Origin of the sequence: Streptomyces sp. NBC_00005 (assembly GCF_045160215.1) — a bacterium.
Lineage (GTDB): Bacteria > Actinomycetota > Actinomycetes > Streptomycetales > Streptomycetaceae > Streptomyces.
Map to the genome: position 1 here is coordinate 9444727 of NZ_CP108316.1, position 17294 is coordinate 9462020.

The following is a 17294-nucleotide window of genomic DNA, read 5'->3' on the forward strand; positions in this document are numbered from 1 at the left end:
TTCTGTGGAACTGGGGGTGAGGGAGGGGAAGTTCAGGCGGCTTCGGCGGCGGTGTCGACGCCGAGCCGTTCCAGCAGGCCGGCGCGCAGCTCGGCGAACCGGGGGTCGGTGATGTCGCGCGGGCGCTCGAGGTCGATGCGCTGCTCGTGCGCGATGACGCCGTCGTCCATCACCAGGACGCGGTCGGCGAGCAGGACGGCCTCCTCGACGTCGTGTGTCACCAGCAGCACCGCGCAGCCCCGGCGCTGCCACAACTCGCCCACCAGGCGCTGCGCCTTGATGCGGGTGAGCGCGTCGAGGGCGCCGAACGGCTCGTCGAGCAGCAGCAGATCGGGCTCTCGCACCAACGCCCTTGCGAGGGAGGCGCGTTGGGCCTCGCCGCCGGAGAGGGTCTTGGGCCATGCGTCGGAGCGTTGGTCCAGGCCCACCTCCTTGAGAGCCTGCTCGGCGAGGGAGCGTTCGGGCTTGCCGGGCAGGCCGAGCAGGACGTTGCGCCACACCTTCTTCCACGGCATCAGGCGGGGCGCCTGGAAGGCCACGGCCTTGCGGCGCGGCACCAGGACGGTGCCCTCGATGTCGCGGTCGAGGCCCGCCAGGATGCGCAGCAGGGTGGACTTGCCGCAGCCGCTGCGGCCCAGCAGAGCGACGAACTCGCCGGGCCGGACGTCGAGTTGGAGGTTGTCGATGACCGCGCGGCCGTCGAAGGAGCGGGTCAGCCCCTCGACGCGTACGGCCGTCTGAGGGCTCACCGGCCGGTGAACGTCGGTCGCCATTGCAGCAGCAGCCTTTCCAGGGAGCGGACGATGAAGTCGGCCAGCAGGCCGAGGAAGGCGTAGACGATCAGGCAGACCACGATCACGTCGGTCCGCAGGAAGTCCCGCGCCTGCACCATGAGGAAGCCGATACCGGCGTCCGCGTTGATCTGCTCGGCGAAGACGAGCGCGAGCCAGGCGATGCCGAGCGAGTAGCGCAGCCCGGTGAGCGCGCCGGGCAGCGCCCCCGGCAGCACGACGTGCCGCACCAGCCCCCACCGCGACAGCCCCAACGACTCGCCCGCCTCGATGAGTTGGGCGTCCACACCGCGAATGCCGGCGTACACGTTGAGGTAGAGCGGGAAGGTCACGCCGAGCGTGATGATGGCGACCTTCGGGGCCTCGCCGATGCCGAACCAGATGATGAACAGCGGGATCAGGCCCACGAACGGCACGGTCCGCAGCATCTGCACGGGCGCGTCCACCAGATCCTCGCCGATCCTGAACAGGCCCGAGACCAGGGCGAGTCCGGTACCGATGACGGTGCCGAGCAGCAGCCCGTACGCCACGCGCTGGAGCGAGGTGCCCATGGCGGAGGCCAGCGAACCGTCGTCGATCAGATCCGAGGCGACCTGGGCGATCCGACCGGGCGAGGCCAGTACGTCCGAGGTCAACACGCCGGTGGAGCTGAGGAGTTGCCACAGGACGAGCAGCAGGACGGGACCGGCGGTGCGACGCAGCCAGCGCGGGACGCGGGTGCGGCGGGAGGAGGTCGGGACGATGGGGGTCAGGTCGAGGGAGACCGGGTCGTGGGCGTCGACCTGATCGACCGCCTCGGCCCCCTTCGATGTTGATATAGGCGAAATATCGGGTCCGGACGAGCCGGGCGGGGCATGGCTGATGCTCATGGGTGCTCCACGGGAGGAGAGCGGCCGGTGAGGGAGGGGGTACGCCTCAGTGCCGCCACGTCACGACTGGGCGTGCGGGCAGGACGCAGTGATGGCGAAGAAGGAAAAAGGGGAAGGCGAAGGCGTCAGCAGCCGCGGCGACACGCGGCGGAGGCCACCCGCAGCAGGTCGATGTGACCGCGCGTGGTGAGCATGACTGAACGCAACATGGGGCGAAAGTAGCCAGGTCGTCGGTGCACGGTCAATGGCGTCTCGCGGAGTGGACCCCTCGTATCAACCGGCGAGCCGTCGTTGACCTGCGCAACCCGGCGAATGGGTCAGGATGGGGGCATGTCAGATGCCTTCACCACCCGAGTGCTGAACGTCGCCACCGGCTCCACGGAGAGGGTCGTCGACCTGACCCGCGACTGCGAGTCCTTCCTGCGGGAGGCGGCCGCCGGCCGCGACGGACTCCTGAACATCTTTGTGCCGCACGCAACTGCCGGCATCGCGGTCCTCGAGACGGGCGCCGGAAGCGACGACGACCTCCTCGCCGCCCTGCACACCCTGCTCCCGGCGGACGACCGCTGGCAGCACCGCCACGGCAGCCCCGGCCACGGCCGCGACCACGTCCTCCCGGCCTTCGTACCGCCGCATGCGACGCTGCCGGTGGTGGACGGGAGGCTGGAGCTGGGGACCTGGCAGTCGGTGTGTCTGGTGGACACGAACAAGGACAATCCGGAGCGGAAGGTGCGTTTCACCTTCCTTGCGGGTTCCTGATCTGCGGACGGTAGTTGGCGCGCGCCGAAGATCCATATGTTCCCGGGTCTTTGCACACCGTGGTCGTGGTGTGTGCCTGCTGTCCGTCTGTCTCTGGGGAGCGGGGAGGCAGTGGCCGGAAGGGGCTGCTGGTGACCGGGGTCCTGACGTGGATGATGCGGCGTTCGGCGCGAGCGAGGTTGCCGGCGCCGCGCCGTGAGCCGGGCATCGTTTTTGTGCAACCGTGGCCCGTGCTTTGCCGGTCCTTGCGTTGATCCCTTCGTAGGTCGCACCTAGCCTCACCTGCTGAACCGTGGGAGGGCTGGGATGCTGAAGACCGTCCGAGAGCAGGCAACGGGTCTCACCAAGGACCAGCGCAACGCGTTCGTAGCCGCCTACTTGGGCTGGGCGATGGACGCCTTCGACTACTTCCTCGTCGTACTCGTCTACAGCGAGATAGCCGACGAGTTCCATGTCTCCCTCACCGACATGGCCTTCCTCACCACCGCAACCCTGGTGATGCGGCCGGTCGGTGCCCTGATCTTCGGCATGTGGGCGGACCGCCGCGGCCGCCGGCTGCCGCTCATGGTCGACGTGGTCTTCTACTCCATCGTCGGATTCGCCTGCGCCTTCGCCCCGAACTACGCCGTGCTGCTGGTGCTGCGCCTGCTGTACGGCATCGGAATGGGCGGCGAGTGGGGCCTGGGTGCGGCGCTCGCCATGGAGAAGATCCCGGCCGAGCGGCGCGGCTTCTGGTCGGGACTGCTGCAGAGCGGCTACTCGCTGGGATATCTGCTCGCCGCTGTGGCGTTCTTCGGCATCGAACCCGCCTTCGGCTGGCGCGGGTTGTTCGCCTTCAGCCTGGTGCCCGCACTGGTCGCCCTCTGGGTGCGCACCCGGGTCGAGGAGAGCGAGGTGTGGGAGAAGAGCGTCAAGGTCAACCGCACGCCCGCGTACCAGGTGTTCAAGAACCCGGCGGTGCTGCGGCGCTTCGTGTACCTGGTGGCGCTGATGACCGCCTTCAACTGGATGTCGCACGGCACCCAGGACATCTACCCGACCTTCATCAAGAAGGGCCTGGGCCTGTCCCCGGACACCTCCATCGCCATCGCCGTGGTCTACAACATCGGCGCCATCATCGGAGGTGCGTTGCTCGGTGCCTTCTCCGAGAAGCTGGGGCGCCGTCGCACGATCATGATCGCGGCGGCCGGGGGCCTGGTCGTGGTGCCCTTCTTCGTCCTGTCCAGCACGGTGGGCTGGCTGATGCTCTCCTCCTTCCTGATGCAGATGTGCGTACAGGGAGCCTGGGGCGTCATCCCCGCGCACCTGACCGAGATGAGTCCGGACTCGATCCGGGGCTTCTACCCGGGCGTCACCTATCAGCTCGGCAACCTGATCGCCGCGCTCAACCTGCCGATCCAGGAGGCCATCGCCGAGCGCCACGGCTATCCGTCGGCAATGGCGTGGACCGTGCTGCCCGCCCTGGCCCTGGTGATCGTGCTGAGCTTTGTGGGCAAGGAGGCCAAGGGCATCCGGTTCGGCAACACAGGGACACAGGCGCCGAGCGCTACGGCGGCCGACGCGGTGTAGCCATGGCACGGCCTGATGCACGTTGCACCGGCTGGGCCGTATGACTGTCCCTCAGATGCCGCTGCCGCGGGGCTGGTTGGCCGGACCCGAGCCGAGCGCTGCGGCCTGTGGCGAGGCACGAAGATCAGCGGAAGAACCGCCGGGCTTGCCTGCTCGGCGAGTTGGGAGGCCGCCCAACAACCCAGTGCCTACGAAGGGTTGGGCAAACGGCAGGAGCAGTACGGCCGTTCGTGGTCGGCCGGTCACCTTCGACGGGCGGCGGGGCGGAGTCGCCGAGGTGGCTGTGGTCGCGCTTTCGTGCGATGGTCACAGGCTCGCGAGGAGGTCGTCGAGCGGGGCCGGTGCGTGTCCGGGGTCGAGGGTCTCCACCAGGAGACGGCCGTAGCGGATCTTGCGGCCCTTCTTCGTGCCGAGGAAGCGCCGCACCTGCTGCTGCCGGGGCCGACCGTGCTGCGCGGGCTGGCGGAGGAATGTCTGCCAGGCACGCAGGTCCCCCTCGGACTGGATGATCTCCTCGACCCTCGCCGTGCCCAGCACGCGGATGAGCTCGTCCTCCAGGTCCGCCACGCACACGAAGAAGCCCGGGTTCGGCGCCCCGGCCCGCTTCAGGCCCCGCTCGTAGTAGCGCTGCTCGCGCTCGTCGCACAGTCCGGTCAGGCGCAGGCCGAGGCCGGGCGGCCCGAGAAGGCCGGCGTACCGGCCGACGCTCATCGCGCCGCCCATCGACACCACGCACACCCCTTCGGCGACAAGGTCCCGGCCACGCCGAGCGGCCAGTGCCTCGACGGCCGCGAGGTCACTCGGCCCTTCCAGCAACACCGCCGTCCGCAGCCCCAGTTGAACAGCGAGGTCACTCGCCGGCTCGCCGGGACCACCGGCCGCCCAGCGGCCGACCGCATCCCGGAACGCCCAGATGTCCGCCATGGAGCGAGTCTGCACTCCAACCGACCGCCACGGCACGGAATATATGGGCCCGCCCGACCAGCGCCGGCGTCTGTGTGATGACACGGTTCGCGCATCCCCTCTGTTCCTGCACGAGCAGTAGGGGCCTGCCGCTGAGGTCGCCGGCCTCGGCGAGCTCGAAGTCCCGGGGCGTGTCCAGGCCTGCGACGAAGCCGGGAAGATCGTAGAAGGGGCAGAAGCGGCCTGCGCCATGCATCGGAACGCGCTCGTCCCAGTCGGCACGGTTGGCCACGCGCCAATCGCCCAAACGTGGCTAAAGTGAAAAATGATGCGTGACGCCGTTGGCCCGCAGGGAGGACACCGGTGGACCTGGACGCTGTCGCCGAAGAGCTCTACGGACTGCGACCGGAGCAGTTCATCGCCGCCCGCTCCGAGCGTGCCGCCGCAGCCCGCTCGGCCGGCGAGCGCGCGCTCGCCGAGGAGATCGACCGGCTGCGCCGCCCCAGCCTGTCCGCCTGGGCCGGCAACATCCTGGTGCGTGAGGAGCGCGACCAGGTCCAGCCCTTGATCGATCTGGGCCAGGCCCTGCGTCGAGCTCACCGCGATCTGGACGGAGAGCAGCTACGCCCACTCGTGCACCAGCAGCGGATGCTGATCGGTGCGCTGTCCCGCCAGGCCGCGCAGCTGGCCGCGGACGCCGGGCACCCCATCGGTCAGGACGCCCAGCGCGAGGTCCGAGAGACGCTGCAGGCGGTACTCGCCGATCCCGACGCGGCCCGGCAGTGGGCCTCGGGCCGCCTCGCCAAGCCGCTCAGCCCGACCATCGGTTTCCCCGCCACCACGGCCAAGCCACCGCGTCGACGAACCGGCCCGCCCACCGCGGCGACGGAACCCCCGCCGTCAAGGCGAAGCGAAACGACTGCTGCGGAGAAGCGGCATCGTCAGCGACTCGACGAGGCCCGGCACAAGGCCGAGGAGGCAGACCGCGACCTGCGGGCGCGCGAGGCGGAGGCGGAGGAAGCCACCCGACAGGCGCGGGGCGCCGAAGAACGGCGGGCCGCCTTGCAGAAGCGGGTCGAGGCCCTGACGCAGGAGCTGAGCCGCACGGAGAAGGAACTCGAGCAGGCTCGCGCCGACGAGCGCACGGCAAGCGAGCAGGCGCAGGAGACGGGGCGTCAGGTCCGCCATGCTCGACGCCGAGCAAAAACGGCGGCCACCTCCCTGGAACGCCTTGTGTCCCGTGACGGCGGATGATGCCTGCCGAGCGCCGGTCGCTTGTGATCTCACACCCTCCAGATTTGAACTCAACGGAAAAGTAAGGGAGTTGGGGAGAGGAGTGCGGATCCTCGCGCAGCCCACGGGACCTTTCCCGCAGCCCACGGGACCCATCACGCGACCCGACGAATCTCGAAAATACGAACCGTCAGATCGTGTGTCGTTCCTTGCCTGATCGCCCCTCGTCGTACTCACGCCCCGCCTTCCACACGCTTTGACCTGCCCACCGGGTGACAGGCGGGTGAAGCCTGAGCCGCCGTCCGTTTCCCGGGGCATGCATGAGGACCCCGGCCGGATCCGGTCGGACGGTGGACGAAGACGTGCGGAGGCGAGAGTGATGAACGAACGAGCCGATCAAGCCGACCATCACACCCACAGGGTCCCGGTCCTCATCGTCGGCGGCTCCCTGGTCGGCCTGTCGACCTCGTTGTTCCTGGGCCGGCTGGGGGTGCGGCACACGCTGGTGGAGCGTCACTCCGGCACCTCCATCCACCCGCGCGGCCGCGGCAACAACGTCCGCACGATGGAACTGTTCCGGGTCGCGGGCGCCGAGCCGGCGATCCATGAGGCCGCCGCCACCCTGGCCGACAACCACGGCATCCTGCAGACGCCCACCCTGGTCGGCGACGCGGGCGAGTGGCTGTTCAAGGAGATCGACCCCGGCGGCGGACTGGCCCGCTTCAGCCCCAGCGCCTGGTGCCTGTGCAGTCAGAACGACCTGGAGCCGGTCCTGCTCGACCACGCCAAGGCGCTCGGCGGCGACCTTCGCTTCTCCACCGAACTGTTGTCGTTCGACAGCGACCCCACCGGCGTCACGGCCGTGGTCAAGAGCCGTGAGACGGGGGAGCACACCGCCATCCGCGCGGACTACCTCGTCGCCGCCGACGGCCCGCGCAGCCCCGCCCGGGAGCAGCTCGGCATCGGGCAGAGCGGCCCCGGCGACCTGTTCCACAACGTGAGCGTCACCTTCCGCTCCCGCCGCCTCGCCGATGTCGTGGGCGACCGCCGCTTCATCGTCTGCTACCTGACCAGTCCGGACGCGGACGGTGCGCTGCTGCCGGTGGACAACCGGGAGAAGTGGGTCTTCCACGCCCCCTGGCACCCCGAACAAGGCGAAACGCTCGAGGAGTTCACCGACGAGCGGTGCATCGAGCACATCCGCCGCGCGGTCGGGGTCGCGGATCTCGACGTGGAGATCACCGGCCGGGCCCCCTGGCACGCCGCCCAGCGCGTCGCCCGCAGCTACCGGTCCGGACGCGTCTTCCTGGCCGGTGACTCGGCCCACGAGATGTCGCCCACCGGGGCCTTCGGCTCCAACACCGGCATCCAGGACGCGCACAACCTCGCGTGGAAGCTGGCCGCGGTGGTCGGCGGCTGGGCCGGGGAGGGCCTGCTGGACACCTACGACGCCGAGCGCCGCCCGGTGGCGGAGGCGACCAGCGCCCGGGCCGCCGTCCGGTCGGCCGAGCACAGCCACCCCGGATTCGCCCCGCCGCCCGGCGCCGGCGGAGGTGGGGGGCCGCAGCGAGGCATCCTCAACGTCGCCCTCGGCTACCGGTACCCGAACGGCGCCGTCGTCGGCACCGACCCCGCGACCGCGGTCGTTCCGGAGAAGCTCGATCTCACCGGCGAGCCCGGCAGCCGGGCGCCACACATGTGGGTGAGGCACGGAGCCGAACGGATCTCCACCCTCGACCTCTACGAGCGGTCCCTGGTCCTTCTCAGCGATGCCGAGGACCCGAGTGGCTGGCAGGAGGCCGCCGCCCGCCTCGCCGACGAGATGTCAGTCCCGATCAGGTCGTACCGAGTGGGCACCGGACCCGGGGCCGAACTGGTTCCGGAAGGCGACGCCGACTGGGCGGAGCGCCACGGCACGACCCCCGGAGGAGCCGTACTCGTCCGGCCCGACGGATTCGTCGCATGGCGATCGCCCGGCCCGGATCCGGATGCCGAATCGGTGCTGCGCAACGTCCTGAAAAGGGGTCTGTCACTGGCCTGATCACCCGATGGGCGGCGTCCCGGGTGAAGCTTTGCCGCTTCACCCGGGTGATCGTCCCGACTGGTGGCGTCGGGACGACTGGCTGACGGTGGATCACGTCGGGGCCCGGTCAAGTCAGCTGACGAAGTCGCAGCTGCCGGGTCGTGACGGAGGGACCACTATGCGCTCTGCTCGCATGATCCTGGCCACTGCGGCGGCTTCGGCCGTCCTCGCCATCGGCGCACCCGGTGCGTTCGCAGCCGGGGGTGACTGGGATCACGACGACTCTTCGTACAAGGACGGCTCTTCGTACAGCAAGGAGCACGACAAGGACACCAAGCACGACGCACCGCGTGGCGGCATGCACACCGGTGGCGGTGCGCTGACCGCGGTGAACGACCGCGACGACTGGGCCACCGCCCGGGACCCGAAGACGGACCCGGAGACCTACAAGGACAAGGACAGCGAGCACGGCAAGGACTCCTGGAGCGGCGGCGACCACGACAGCGGCGGCGGCAACGACTCCTGGAGTGGCGGGCACGAGAAGCCCAGCGGCGGGATGCACACCGGAGGCGGGGCCCTTGCCGCGCCGACGGCGACCGCCGGCGGGCTGGCCGTGCTGGCCGTCGCCGCAACGGGCCTGTACGCGACGCGTCGCAAGAGGCTGGCCGGAAGCCCGGCCTGACCCATGCCGGATGCGATAGCGCAGCCGCGGCCGCCACCCGTGCTCCATGTGGCGGCCCGGCTCGCTCACCGCGTACCTCGTCCGCTCCGCTGCCGTGCCTGAGTGAGGTGGTCTCCGATGGCAGCTCCCCCTTCTTCCCCCACCGACGACGAACCGGCGCCCGCCGGACAGGGATCGTCCCGCTCAGGGGCGATGATGATGTGCGCCGCGGCCGGCCTGGTCCTGGCGGCGAGCCTGATCAGCGGTCAGGACACCTCGACCGACGCGTCCCGGCCGGCGAGCGCACCGCAGCCCGCCAGGTCGGCCCCGCACACCGCCGCGTCGGCTCCACCCGCCGGGCAGCCGGTGGGAAAGCATCTGTCCCGGTCGAGGCCCGTGCGCCTGCGCATCCCGAAGATCTGGGTCGACGCGCCCTTCACCGACCTCTTCATCGGCCCCACCGGGCAGTTGGAACCTCCGCCCGCCGCCGACACGAACCTCGTCGGATGGCACGTCGACGGAGCCTCCCCCGGAGAGGCCGGGACCTCGATCATCGCCGGGCACGTCGACACGAAGACGTCCGCGGCCGTCTTCGCGAACCTCGGCGAACTGGCGAAGGGCGACGTCTTCTACGTCGACCGGGCCGACGGGAGCACGGCGACCTTCCGGGTCGACGACTCGGAGACCTTCGAGAAGGACAACTTCCCCAGCGACCGTGTCTACGCCGACACCCCCCAGGCCCAGGTACGGCTCATCACCTGCGCGGGGGACTACGACCGATCCGTCCGGGACTACACCGACAACCTCGTGGTTTTCGCCCATCTCATCTGAGAGATCACCCGCGTAGTTCATACGAGTCGCGCGCTGCGGGGGACGGGCACACGATCGAGGAACGCTGACGCCGCATCATCGCGGCCCAAGAACCACTTCTGCCTCCGCGAAGGAGATGTGCGCAGGATGACCACCACGTCCGAACGTGTTTCCGGTCCGTTGACGCGACAGGTGTCGCCACGGGTCTCCCAGTCCGTCTTCGATGGTTCCCGGCTCCGGGTCGTCCTGCTGGTGGACGTCTACGACGGAGCCCAGCAGCAGTTCCTGGAGGCCTACGAGCTCCTGTGCAACCAGGTCGCGTCCGTCCCCGGACACGTCAGCGACCAGCTGTGCCAGTCCATCGAGAACCCCTCCCAGTGGCTCATCACCAGCGAGTGGGAGAGCGCCCCGCCGTTCCTCGCCTGGGTGAACAGCGAGGAACACGTGCGGATGGTAGAGCCGCTGCACAGCTGTGTCCGGGACACCCGGTCGCTGCGCTTCCACATCGTCCGCGAGACCGGCGGTCCGGCGGTGGACGCCGAGTCCGGCAAGCGCCGGCTCCAGGCGTCCCCCAGGATCGGCGACGGCCTGATCCGGCACGCGCTCACCTTCACCGTCAAGCCGGGCAGTGAGGAGAAGGTCGCGAAGATCCTCGCCGACTACGCCTCGCCCGAGCCGAAGGTCGACGACGCCACCCGGCTGTGCCGTACGTCGCTGTTCATGCACGGCAACCGGGTCGTGCGGGCCATCGAGGTGCGGGGCGACCTGCTCGCCGCGCTGCGCCACGTCTCCCGGCAGCCCGAGGTGCGCGCCGTCGAGGAGGCCATCAACCCGTATCTGGAGCAGGACCGGGACCTCAACGACCCCGAGTCGGCCCGCGTCTTCTTCACCCGGGCGGCGCTGCCCGCCGTACACCACGTGACTGCGGAGCAGCAGGACCTGGAGGCGGAGCGGTACGCCCTGTCGTACCCTGCGCGGCCCGGTTGCGGCATGCGCCTGGCCGAGTTGCTGGCCCGTCAGGACGCGGCGGCGGCGGACGACCCGAGCGGCCCTGTCCTGCGCAGCACGATCTTCCAGCGCGACGACGTCGTCGTACGGCTGATCGACGTGCGCGGCGGACTCGACGCCGCCGACCCGGCGCTGGCCCTCGGCCTCGCGGACCCCGGGCAGGTGGTGCAGCTGACGACGTTCGACACGGAAGCGTCCGCGCCGAAGGACGCCGAGCTCGTGCGCTTCGTGCGGCTCGCCCGCATGGATCTCGTCACCGACCGTCGCTCGCCCGAAGCCTGAACCGCCCTCACATGGCTGTGCCGGCCACACCCCCCACGTCGATGCAGGACCTGATCGGAGGAACGTCGTGATCACATCCCGTCCCAGAATCGTGGACCTCAGCGAGGTCGAGCCCAACCGTCGGCGCGGCGGTGACCTGCGCGCCATGCTCACCCCTGCCACGGTCGGCTCCACCAGCGGATTCATGGGCGTCGCCATCGTGCAGCCCGGCGACCGCATCGGTGAGCACTACCACCCGTACTCCGAGGAGTTCGTGTACGTCCTGTGCGGCGACCTGGAGGTGGACCTGGACGGCGTCCCCCATCCGCTGCGGCCCGAGCAGGGCCTCATGATCCCCGCCAACCTGAAGCACCGTTTCCGCAACGTCGGCAACGTGGAGGCCCGCATCGTCTTCCACCTCGGTCCGCTGGCCCCGCGCCCGCAGCTCGGCCACGTCGACACCGAGGAGACCGAAACCGTCGCAGAGGTCCATTCATGACGCGACGAGTGGCCGTCACCGGCATAGGCATCGTCGCCCCGGGCGGCATCGGCACATCGGCGTTCTGGGATCTCCTGGCCGCCGGGCGCACGGCGACGCGGGGCATCACGTTCTTCGACCCGTCCGGCCTGCGTTCGCGGATCGCGGCCGAGTGCGACTTCGACCCGGCGGCGCACGGACTGGACGCCGAGCAGACCGCACGGTGCGACCGGTACATACAGTTCGCCCTGGTCGCCGGCGCGGAAGCGGTACAGGACGCCGGTCTCGACCTCGACCGGGAGAACCCCTGGCGGATCGGGGTCTCCCTGGGCACCGCGGTCGGCGGCACCACGCGGCTGGAGCACGACTACGTCCTGGTCAGCCATCACGGGCAGCGCTGGGACGTGGACCCCCAGGAGGCCGAACCGCAGCTGCACCGCGCGTTCGCGCCCAGCACCCTCGCCTCGACGGTGGCCGAACGGTTCGGGGCGCGCGGCCCGGTGCAGACCGTCTCCACGGGCTGCACCTCCGGGCTCGACGCGGTCGGGTACGCCTTCCACACCGTCGAGGAGGGCCGGGCCGACATCTGCATCGCCGGCGCCTCGGACTCCCCGATCTCCCCGATCACCATGGCGTGCTTCGACGCGATCAAGGCCACCTCCGCGCACAACGACGACCCCGCGCACGCCTCGCGTCCCTTCGACGCCGACCGGGACGGGTTCGTCATGGGCGAAGGCGGTGCGGTACTCGTCCTGGAGGAGCTCGAGCATGCCCGGGCCCGCGGCGCGCACGTGTACTGCGAGCTGGGCGGCTACGCGACCTTCGGGAACGCCTACCACATGACCGGCCTGACCCGTGAGGGCCTGGAGATGGCCAAGGCCATCGAGGTCGCCCTCGACCACGCCGGGCTCGACGGCACGGCGATCGACTACGTCAACGCGCACGGGTCGGGCACCCAGCAGAACGACCGTCATGAGACCGCCGCGGTGAAACGGGCCCTGGGCCCGCACGCCTACGACACGCCGATGAGCTCCATCAAGTCCATGGTGGGTCACTCCCTCGGCGCGATCGGAGCGATCGAACTCGTCGCCTGCGTGCTCGCCCTGGCCCACCAGACCGTCCCGCCGACCGCCAACTACGAGACGCCGGACCCCGAGTGCGACCTGGACTACGTCCCGCGCGTCGCTCGCGAGCGGAAGCTCAACAGCGTGCTCTCGGTGGGCAGCGGGTTCGGCGGCTTCCAGTCCGCGGTGGTCCTGAACCGGCCGAGGGAGAAGACACGATGAGCGAACCGCATCCACGGCGCGCGGCCATCACCGGCATAGGCGTGGTCGCGCCCAACGGAGCCAGTACGGAAACCTTCTGGAAGTCCACCAAGGAGGGCATCAGCGTCCTGGACCGGGTCACCCGCGAAGGCTGCCAGGACCTGCCGCTGCGCGTGGCGGGCGAGGTCCGCGACTTCGACCCGGCGGCCGCGGTCGAGGAACGCTACCTCGTCCAGACCGACCGGTTCACGCACTTCGCGATGGCCGCGGCCGACCTCGCGCTGGACGACGCCCGCCTGAGCCGGCCCGAAACCGACGACGCCCCGTTCTCCGTGGGCGTGGTCACCGCGGCCGGTTCCGGCGGCGGTGAGTTCGGGCAGCGGGAACTGCAACAGCTGTGGGGAAAGGGCAGCCGTTTCGTCGGCCCGTACCAGTCCATCGCCTGGTTCTACGCCGCGAGCACCGGCCAGATATCCATCCGCCGAGGCTTCAAGGGCCCCTGCTCGGTCGTCGCGAGCGACGAGGCCGGCGGTCTGGACGCGCTCGCGCACGCGGCGCGGGCCGTGCGGCGCGGTACCGACGTGATCGTGGCCGGATCGACCGAGGCGCCGCTCGCCCCCTACTCCGTGGTCTGCCAGCTGGGCTACGAGGAGCTCAGCACCGCGGACGACCCGACCCGTGCCTACCGTCCGTTCACCTCCGCGGCCTGCGGATTCGTGCCCGCAGAGGGCGGCGCCATGTTCGTCGTGGAGAACGAGGTCTCGGCCCGGGCACGGGGTGCGCGGGTGCAGGCGGTCCTCGCCGGACACGCGGCGACGTTCACGGGCGCCTCCCGGTGGGAGCAGTCGCGGGAAGGACTCGCCCAGGCCATCCTGGGCGCCCTGGACGAAGCCTGCTGCGCTCCCGAGGAGATCGACGTGGTCTTCGCCGACGCCCTCGGAGTGCCGGAGGCGGACCGGGCCGAGGCCCTCGCGATTGCCGACGCCCTCGGCGCGCACGGCAGACGCGTGCCCGTCACGGCGCCGAAGACCGGCATCGGCCGGGGCTACGGAGCGGCGCCCGTACTCGACGCCGCGGCGGCGGTGCTCGCCATGGAGCACGGCGTGATCCCCCCCACCCCCAACGTCTTCGACATCTGCCACGACCTCGACCTCGTGACCGGCCGGGCCCGTACCGCCGAGCTGCGTACGGCACTGGTCCTGAGCCGGGGACTCATGGGATCGAACTCGGCGCTGGTGCTGCGGCACGGCGCCACCGACGCCTCGTAACGAGGCGCCGTGGAGCAGTAGAGGAGCAATCGCATGACTGACCGCATCACTGTGGAAGAGCTGGCCGAACTCATGAAGAAGTCCGCCGGCGTCACCGTCCCCCCGGAGGAACTGCGCGAGCGCGACCCGGGCTTCGACACCCTGGGCGTCGACTCGCTCGGTCTGCTGGGCATCGTGGGCGAACTGGAGAACCGGTACGGCACACCGATGCCTCCCGACGCCGAACGCTCCAAGTCGCCCCGCCAGTTCCTCGACCTCGTCAACAGTGCCCTCATGACAGGAGCGTGAGATGACCGGACACACACAGAACGAGATCACCATCGCGGCACCGCTGGACCTGGTCTGGGACATGACCAACGATCTGGAGAACTGGCCGCAGCTGTTCAGCGAGTACGCGTCGGTCGACGTCCTGTCCCGGGAGGGGCGGAAGACCACCTTCCGGCTGACCATGCACCCGGACGAGAACGGCACCGTGTGGAGCTGGGTCTCGGAGCGCGAGCCGGACCGCGAGAAGCTCACCGTCAAGGCCCGCCGGGTCGAGACGGGCCCCTTCGCCCACATGGACATCCACTGGCGGTACGAGGAGGTGGCGGCCGGCACGCGGATGGTCTGGACACAGGACTTCGCGATGAAGCCGGAAGCGCCGGTCGACGACGCCTGGATGACCGACAACATCAACCGGAACTCCAAGGTCCAGATGGGTCTGATCCGGGACCGCATCGAGAAGGCCGCCGCCGAGCGCGGGGCCACGCCGGGCCTGACCGACTGAGCCGGACGGAGGACGAGTCCCCATGCACCAAGCCCTGATCGTCGCCCGTATGGCTCCGGGAGCGGCTCCCGACATCGCCAAGGTGTTCCAGGAGTCCGACCGGGGAGAGCTGCCGCACCTCGTCGGAGTGGTCCGGCGCAGCCTGTTCCAGTTCGGCGATGTGTACATGCACCTGATCGAGTCCGAGCGCGAGCCCGGCCCCGCCATCGCCAAGGTCACGTCGCATCCCGAGTTCCGGGACGTCAGCGAGCGGCTGTCCGCGTACGTCAGCGCGTACGACCCCGAGACCTGGCGCTCCCCGAAGGACGCCATGGCGCAGCGCTTCTACCTCTGGGAGCGCGACCCGGCCGGCTGACGCCGCCCGATCTCACCGGCCGCCGGGCCCCGCGAAGCTCCCGGCGGCCGGTGTTCTGCGTGGACGCGGTCCGATCAGGCGGGGATGTGACAGTCGAACGCGTGCAGGTAGGGGTTGACCGGGCGGATGTCGTCGATGACCAGACCCGCCTCCGTCAACCGGCTGACCATGCTCTCCGTGGTGTGCTTGGCACCGCCGACGTTGAGGAGCAGCAGCAGGTCCATCGCGGTGCTGAACCGCATCGAGGGCGAGTCGTCGACGAGGTTCTCGATGACCACGACCCGAGCCCCCGGGCCACCCGCTTCGCGCACGTTGCGCAGCGTCCGCGCGGTGCTCTCGTCGTCCCACTCGAGGATGTTCTTGATGACGTAGACGTCGGCCTCGACGGGGACGGCCACCCGGACGTCACCGGGCACGATCCGCGCACGGTCCGCGAGGTCGCCTCCGGCCCGCAGTCTCGGCACCGCGTTCTCCACCACCCGGGGAAGGTCGAGCAGAGTGCCGTGCATCGAGGGGTACTTGTCGAGCAGGCTCGCCACCACGTGCCCCTGGCCGCCTCCGAGGTCGGCGACCGACGAACTCCCCGACAGGTCGAGGAATTCCGCGACGTCCCGCGCCGACTGCACGCTGGAGGTCGTCATGGCGCGGTTGAAGACGTCGGCCGACTCCGGAGCGTCCTCGTTCAGATAGGGGAAGAACTCCTTGCCGTACAGGTCCTCGACGACGTTGCGCCCGGTGCGCACCGCCTCGTCGAGTCGCGACCAGGCGTCCCAGGTCCACGGCTCGGTGCACCACAGGGAGATGGCGCGCAGGCTGTTCGGGTCGTCCTCGCGCAGCAACCGGGAGACGTCGGTGTGCGCGATGGTCCCGTCCGGCAGCTCGGTGAAGACGCCGTAGCAGGACAGGGTGCGCAGCAGCCGGCGCAGCGGCCGGGCCTCGGCCTTCACCGCGGCCGCGAGGTCCTCCACGGTCATCGGGCTGTCGCCGAGGGCGTCGGGAACTCCCAGCCGGGCGGCCGCCCGGACGGCGGCGGCACATGCCGCCGCGAACGCGAGCTCCCTCAGCCGCATGGACGGCGGTGGGGCGGTCTGTGCGGTCGTCATGTGCCGCTTCCTTCCTTCTCGGGTTCACATGTGGGTCATGAGCGACGCGTCAGCACAGGCCCGCGGGCTTGGACGCGCGGCAGGTGTTGCCTTGGAAGGTGTTCGTCTTGCCCTGGTCCGTGTTGACGAGGTCCGCGGGGGAGTTGTCCTTGAGCACGTTGCCGCTGACGCGGTTGCGCTCGCTGGTGGTGCCCACGAAGCTCTTGAACAGGACGATGCCGCCCGACAGCGGGGACTTGCCGGCGTTGTCCTTGACCACGTTCCCCGTCACCGCGACGTCCTCGGTGCCCGTCAGGACGATGCCGGAGCCCTGGAGCGCGTCCAGTCGGGCCGTCTTCGGACACGACTTGTTGTTCCGCGCGATGTAGTTGTCGCGCACGCTCAGCGCGCCGGCCTTCGGCTTGTTCTCGTCACCGACGACGAACACCGCGGCACAGTTGCCGGTGAGGTGGTTGCGCGCGACGGTGAGGTTGCGCAGCCGCCGGACGGTGACGCCGATGCGGTTGCCCTCCAGCCGGTTGCCGTCGACCACCGTCCCCTCGGTGTCCGCGGCGCCCTGCTCCTCCTTGATGGTGTTGGCGAGGAACAGACCCGCGTCGCCGTTGTCCCGGGCGGTGTTGTACTGGAACACACCGCGGACGGAGCGCTCCTGGGCGATGCCCCACACGCCGTTCTTCACCGCGGTCACGTTCCGCACGGTCATTCCGTCGGTCGCCATGCCGATCACCCCGGTGCCGGTGAACCCGGTGACGGTCAGGGAGGCGACGGTGACGCCCTTGACGTTGCTGTCCTTGGTGCCCACCACGCAGATGCCGTTGCCGCCCTCGGCGCAGGTGTTGGCGGCCTTCTTGGTGCTCGGTTCGATCACCGTGCTGTGCCCCATGCCCCGCAGGGTCAGCCCGGGCGTGGACACCTTGACGCTCTCGTGGAAGGTGCCGGGGCCCAGGAGAACCGTGTCTCCGGCCTTCGCGGCGTCCACCGCCTTCTGGATCGACTGGCCCGGCCAGACCACATGGATCGCATGGTGGGCAGCCGGCGGAGCGGCACCAAGTCCCGTCCCGACCACCGCCGCGGTGCACATCAGGTAAGCGATGCGGTATTTCTTCATATTCCGAACGCTATGACCCGATGGGCCGTTTACCGGCATGATGGGCCATCCGGTGGCGTGT

Annotated in this window: 19 protein-coding genes; 13 read left to right on the forward strand and 6 right to left on the reverse strand. The window is 70.0% G+C overall.

The window, feature by feature from the left end:
• Window positions 1–32: 32 nt before the first annotated feature.
• The 3 genes from OG303_RS43115 to OG303_RS43125 all read right to left on the reverse strand — a co-directional run bounded on the left by OG303_RS43115 (window position 33) and on the right by OG303_RS43125 (window position 1869).
• On the reverse strand, window positions 33–773 hold the full coding sequence (locus OG303_RS43115; RefSeq protein ID WP_405875358.1) for an ABC transporter ATP-binding protein: 741 nt from the start codon (window positions 771–773) through the stop codon (window positions 33–35).
• Window positions 746–1660, reverse strand: coding sequence for an ABC transporter permease (locus OG303_RS43120; protein WP_405875359.1), 915 nt, complete (start codon window positions 1658–1660; stop codon window positions 746–748). The genes OG303_RS43115 and OG303_RS43120 overlap by 28 nt, the downstream gene beginning before the upstream one ends.
• Window positions 1661–1785: 125 nt before the next feature.
• The gene (locus tag OG303_RS43125) at window positions 1786–1869 is read right to left on the reverse strand and encodes a putative leader peptide (protein WP_353962413.1); all 84 of its coding nucleotides are present in this window, start codon (window positions 1867–1869) and stop codon (window positions 1786–1788) included.
• Between the two features lie 121 nt (window positions 1870–1990).
• On the opposite strand from OG303_RS43125, the gene OG303_RS43130 reads away from it, so the two are divergent.
• Both OG303_RS43130 and OG303_RS43135 read left to right on the forward strand, forming a co-directional pair.
• Window positions 1991–2419: a secondary thiamine-phosphate synthase enzyme YjbQ gene (locus OG303_RS43130; RefSeq protein ID WP_405875360.1), complete on the forward strand. Its 429-nt coding sequence runs from the start codon at window positions 1991–1993 to the stop codon at window positions 2417–2419.
• 306 nt (window positions 2420–2725) lie between these two features.
• Window positions 2726–3988: an MFS transporter gene (locus OG303_RS43135; RefSeq protein WP_405875361.1), complete on the forward strand. Its 1263-nt coding sequence runs from the start codon at window positions 2726–2728 to the stop codon at window positions 3986–3988.
• Window positions 3989–4294: 306 nt separating this feature from the next.
• On the opposite strand, the gene OG303_RS43140 is transcribed toward OG303_RS43135, so the two are convergent.
• The gene (locus OG303_RS43140; RefSeq protein ID WP_405875362.1) at window positions 4295–4912 is read right to left on the reverse strand and encodes a TOPRIM nucleotidyl transferase/hydrolase domain-containing protein; all 618 of its coding nucleotides are present in this window, start codon (window positions 4910–4912) and stop codon (window positions 4295–4297) included.
• A 342-nt stretch (window positions 4913–5254) separates the two neighbouring features.
• Between OG303_RS43140 and OG303_RS43145 the strand changes: the two genes are divergently transcribed.
• The 11 genes from OG303_RS43145 to OG303_RS43195 all read left to right on the forward strand — a co-directional run bounded on the left by OG303_RS43145 (window position 5255) and on the right by OG303_RS43195 (window position 15022).
• Entirely contained in the window at window positions 5255–6145 is an 891-nt protein-coding gene (locus OG303_RS43145) for a hypothetical protein (RefSeq protein WP_405875363.1), read from the forward strand.
• A gap of 358 nt (window positions 6146–6503) precedes the next feature.
• Window positions 6504–8165, forward strand: coding sequence for an FAD-dependent oxidoreductase (locus OG303_RS43150; protein WP_405875364.1), 1662 nt, complete (start codon window positions 6504–6506; stop codon window positions 8163–8165).
• A gap of 160 nt (window positions 8166–8325) precedes the next feature.
• Window positions 8326–8829, forward strand: a complete 504-nt coding sequence (locus OG303_RS43155) for a hypothetical protein (RefSeq protein WP_405875365.1) — start codon at window positions 8326–8328, stop codon at window positions 8827–8829.
• Between the two features lie 117 nt (window positions 8830–8946).
• Window positions 8947–9639, forward strand: coding sequence for a class F sortase (locus OG303_RS43160; RefSeq protein WP_405875366.1), 693 nt, complete (start codon window positions 8947–8949; stop codon window positions 9637–9639).
• A gap of 126 nt (window positions 9640–9765) precedes the next feature.
• On the forward strand, window positions 9766–10908 hold the full coding sequence (locus tag OG303_RS43165) for a SchA/CurD-like domain-containing protein (RefSeq protein WP_405875367.1): 1143 nt from the start codon (window positions 9766–9768) through the stop codon (window positions 10906–10908).
• A gap of 67 nt (window positions 10909–10975) precedes the next feature.
• Entirely contained in the window at window positions 10976–11386 is a 411-nt protein-coding gene (locus OG303_RS43170) for a cupin domain-containing protein (protein ID WP_405875368.1), read from the forward strand.
• Window positions 11383–12651: a beta-ketoacyl-[acyl-carrier-protein] synthase family protein gene (locus OG303_RS43175; protein ID WP_405875369.1), complete on the forward strand. Its 1269-nt coding sequence runs from the start codon at window positions 11383–11385 to the stop codon at window positions 12649–12651. Before OG303_RS43170 ends, OG303_RS43175 begins: the two co-directional genes overlap by 4 nt.
• Entirely contained in the window at window positions 12648–13898 is a 1251-nt protein-coding gene (locus tag OG303_RS43180; RefSeq protein ID WP_405875370.1) for a beta-ketoacyl synthase N-terminal-like domain-containing protein, read from the forward strand. The genes OG303_RS43175 and OG303_RS43180 overlap by 4 nt, the downstream gene beginning before the upstream one ends.
• 33 nt (window positions 13899–13931) lie before the next feature.
• Window positions 13932–14186, forward strand: a complete 255-nt coding sequence (locus OG303_RS43185; RefSeq protein WP_405875371.1) for an acyl carrier protein — start codon at window positions 13932–13934, stop codon at window positions 14184–14186.
• A 1-nt stretch (window position 14187) separates the two neighbouring features.
• Complete coding sequence (locus OG303_RS43190; RefSeq protein ID WP_405875372.1) at window positions 14188–14667, forward strand: SRPBCC family protein; 480 nt, start codon at window positions 14188–14190, stop codon at window positions 14665–14667.
• 22 nt (window positions 14668–14689) lie between these two features.
• Window positions 14690–15022 (forward strand): TcmI family type II polyketide cyclase, encoded by a 333-nt coding sequence (locus OG303_RS43195; protein WP_405875373.1) that lies wholly within the window; start codon window positions 14690–14692, stop codon window positions 15020–15022.
• 74 nt (window positions 15023–15096) lie between these two features.
• On the opposite strand, the gene OG303_RS43200 is transcribed toward OG303_RS43195, so the two are convergent.
• On the reverse strand, window positions 15097–16125 hold the full coding sequence (locus OG303_RS43200; RefSeq protein WP_405875374.1) for a methyltransferase: 1029 nt from the start codon (window positions 16123–16125) through the stop codon (window positions 15097–15099).
• 49 nt (window positions 16126–16174) lie between these two features.
• The gene (locus OG303_RS43205; RefSeq protein ID WP_405875375.1) at window positions 16175–17233 is read right to left on the reverse strand and encodes a nitrous oxide reductase family maturation protein NosD; all 1059 of its coding nucleotides are present in this window, start codon (window positions 17231–17233) and stop codon (window positions 16175–16177) included.
• Between the last annotated feature and the right edge of the window lie 61 nt (window positions 17234–17294).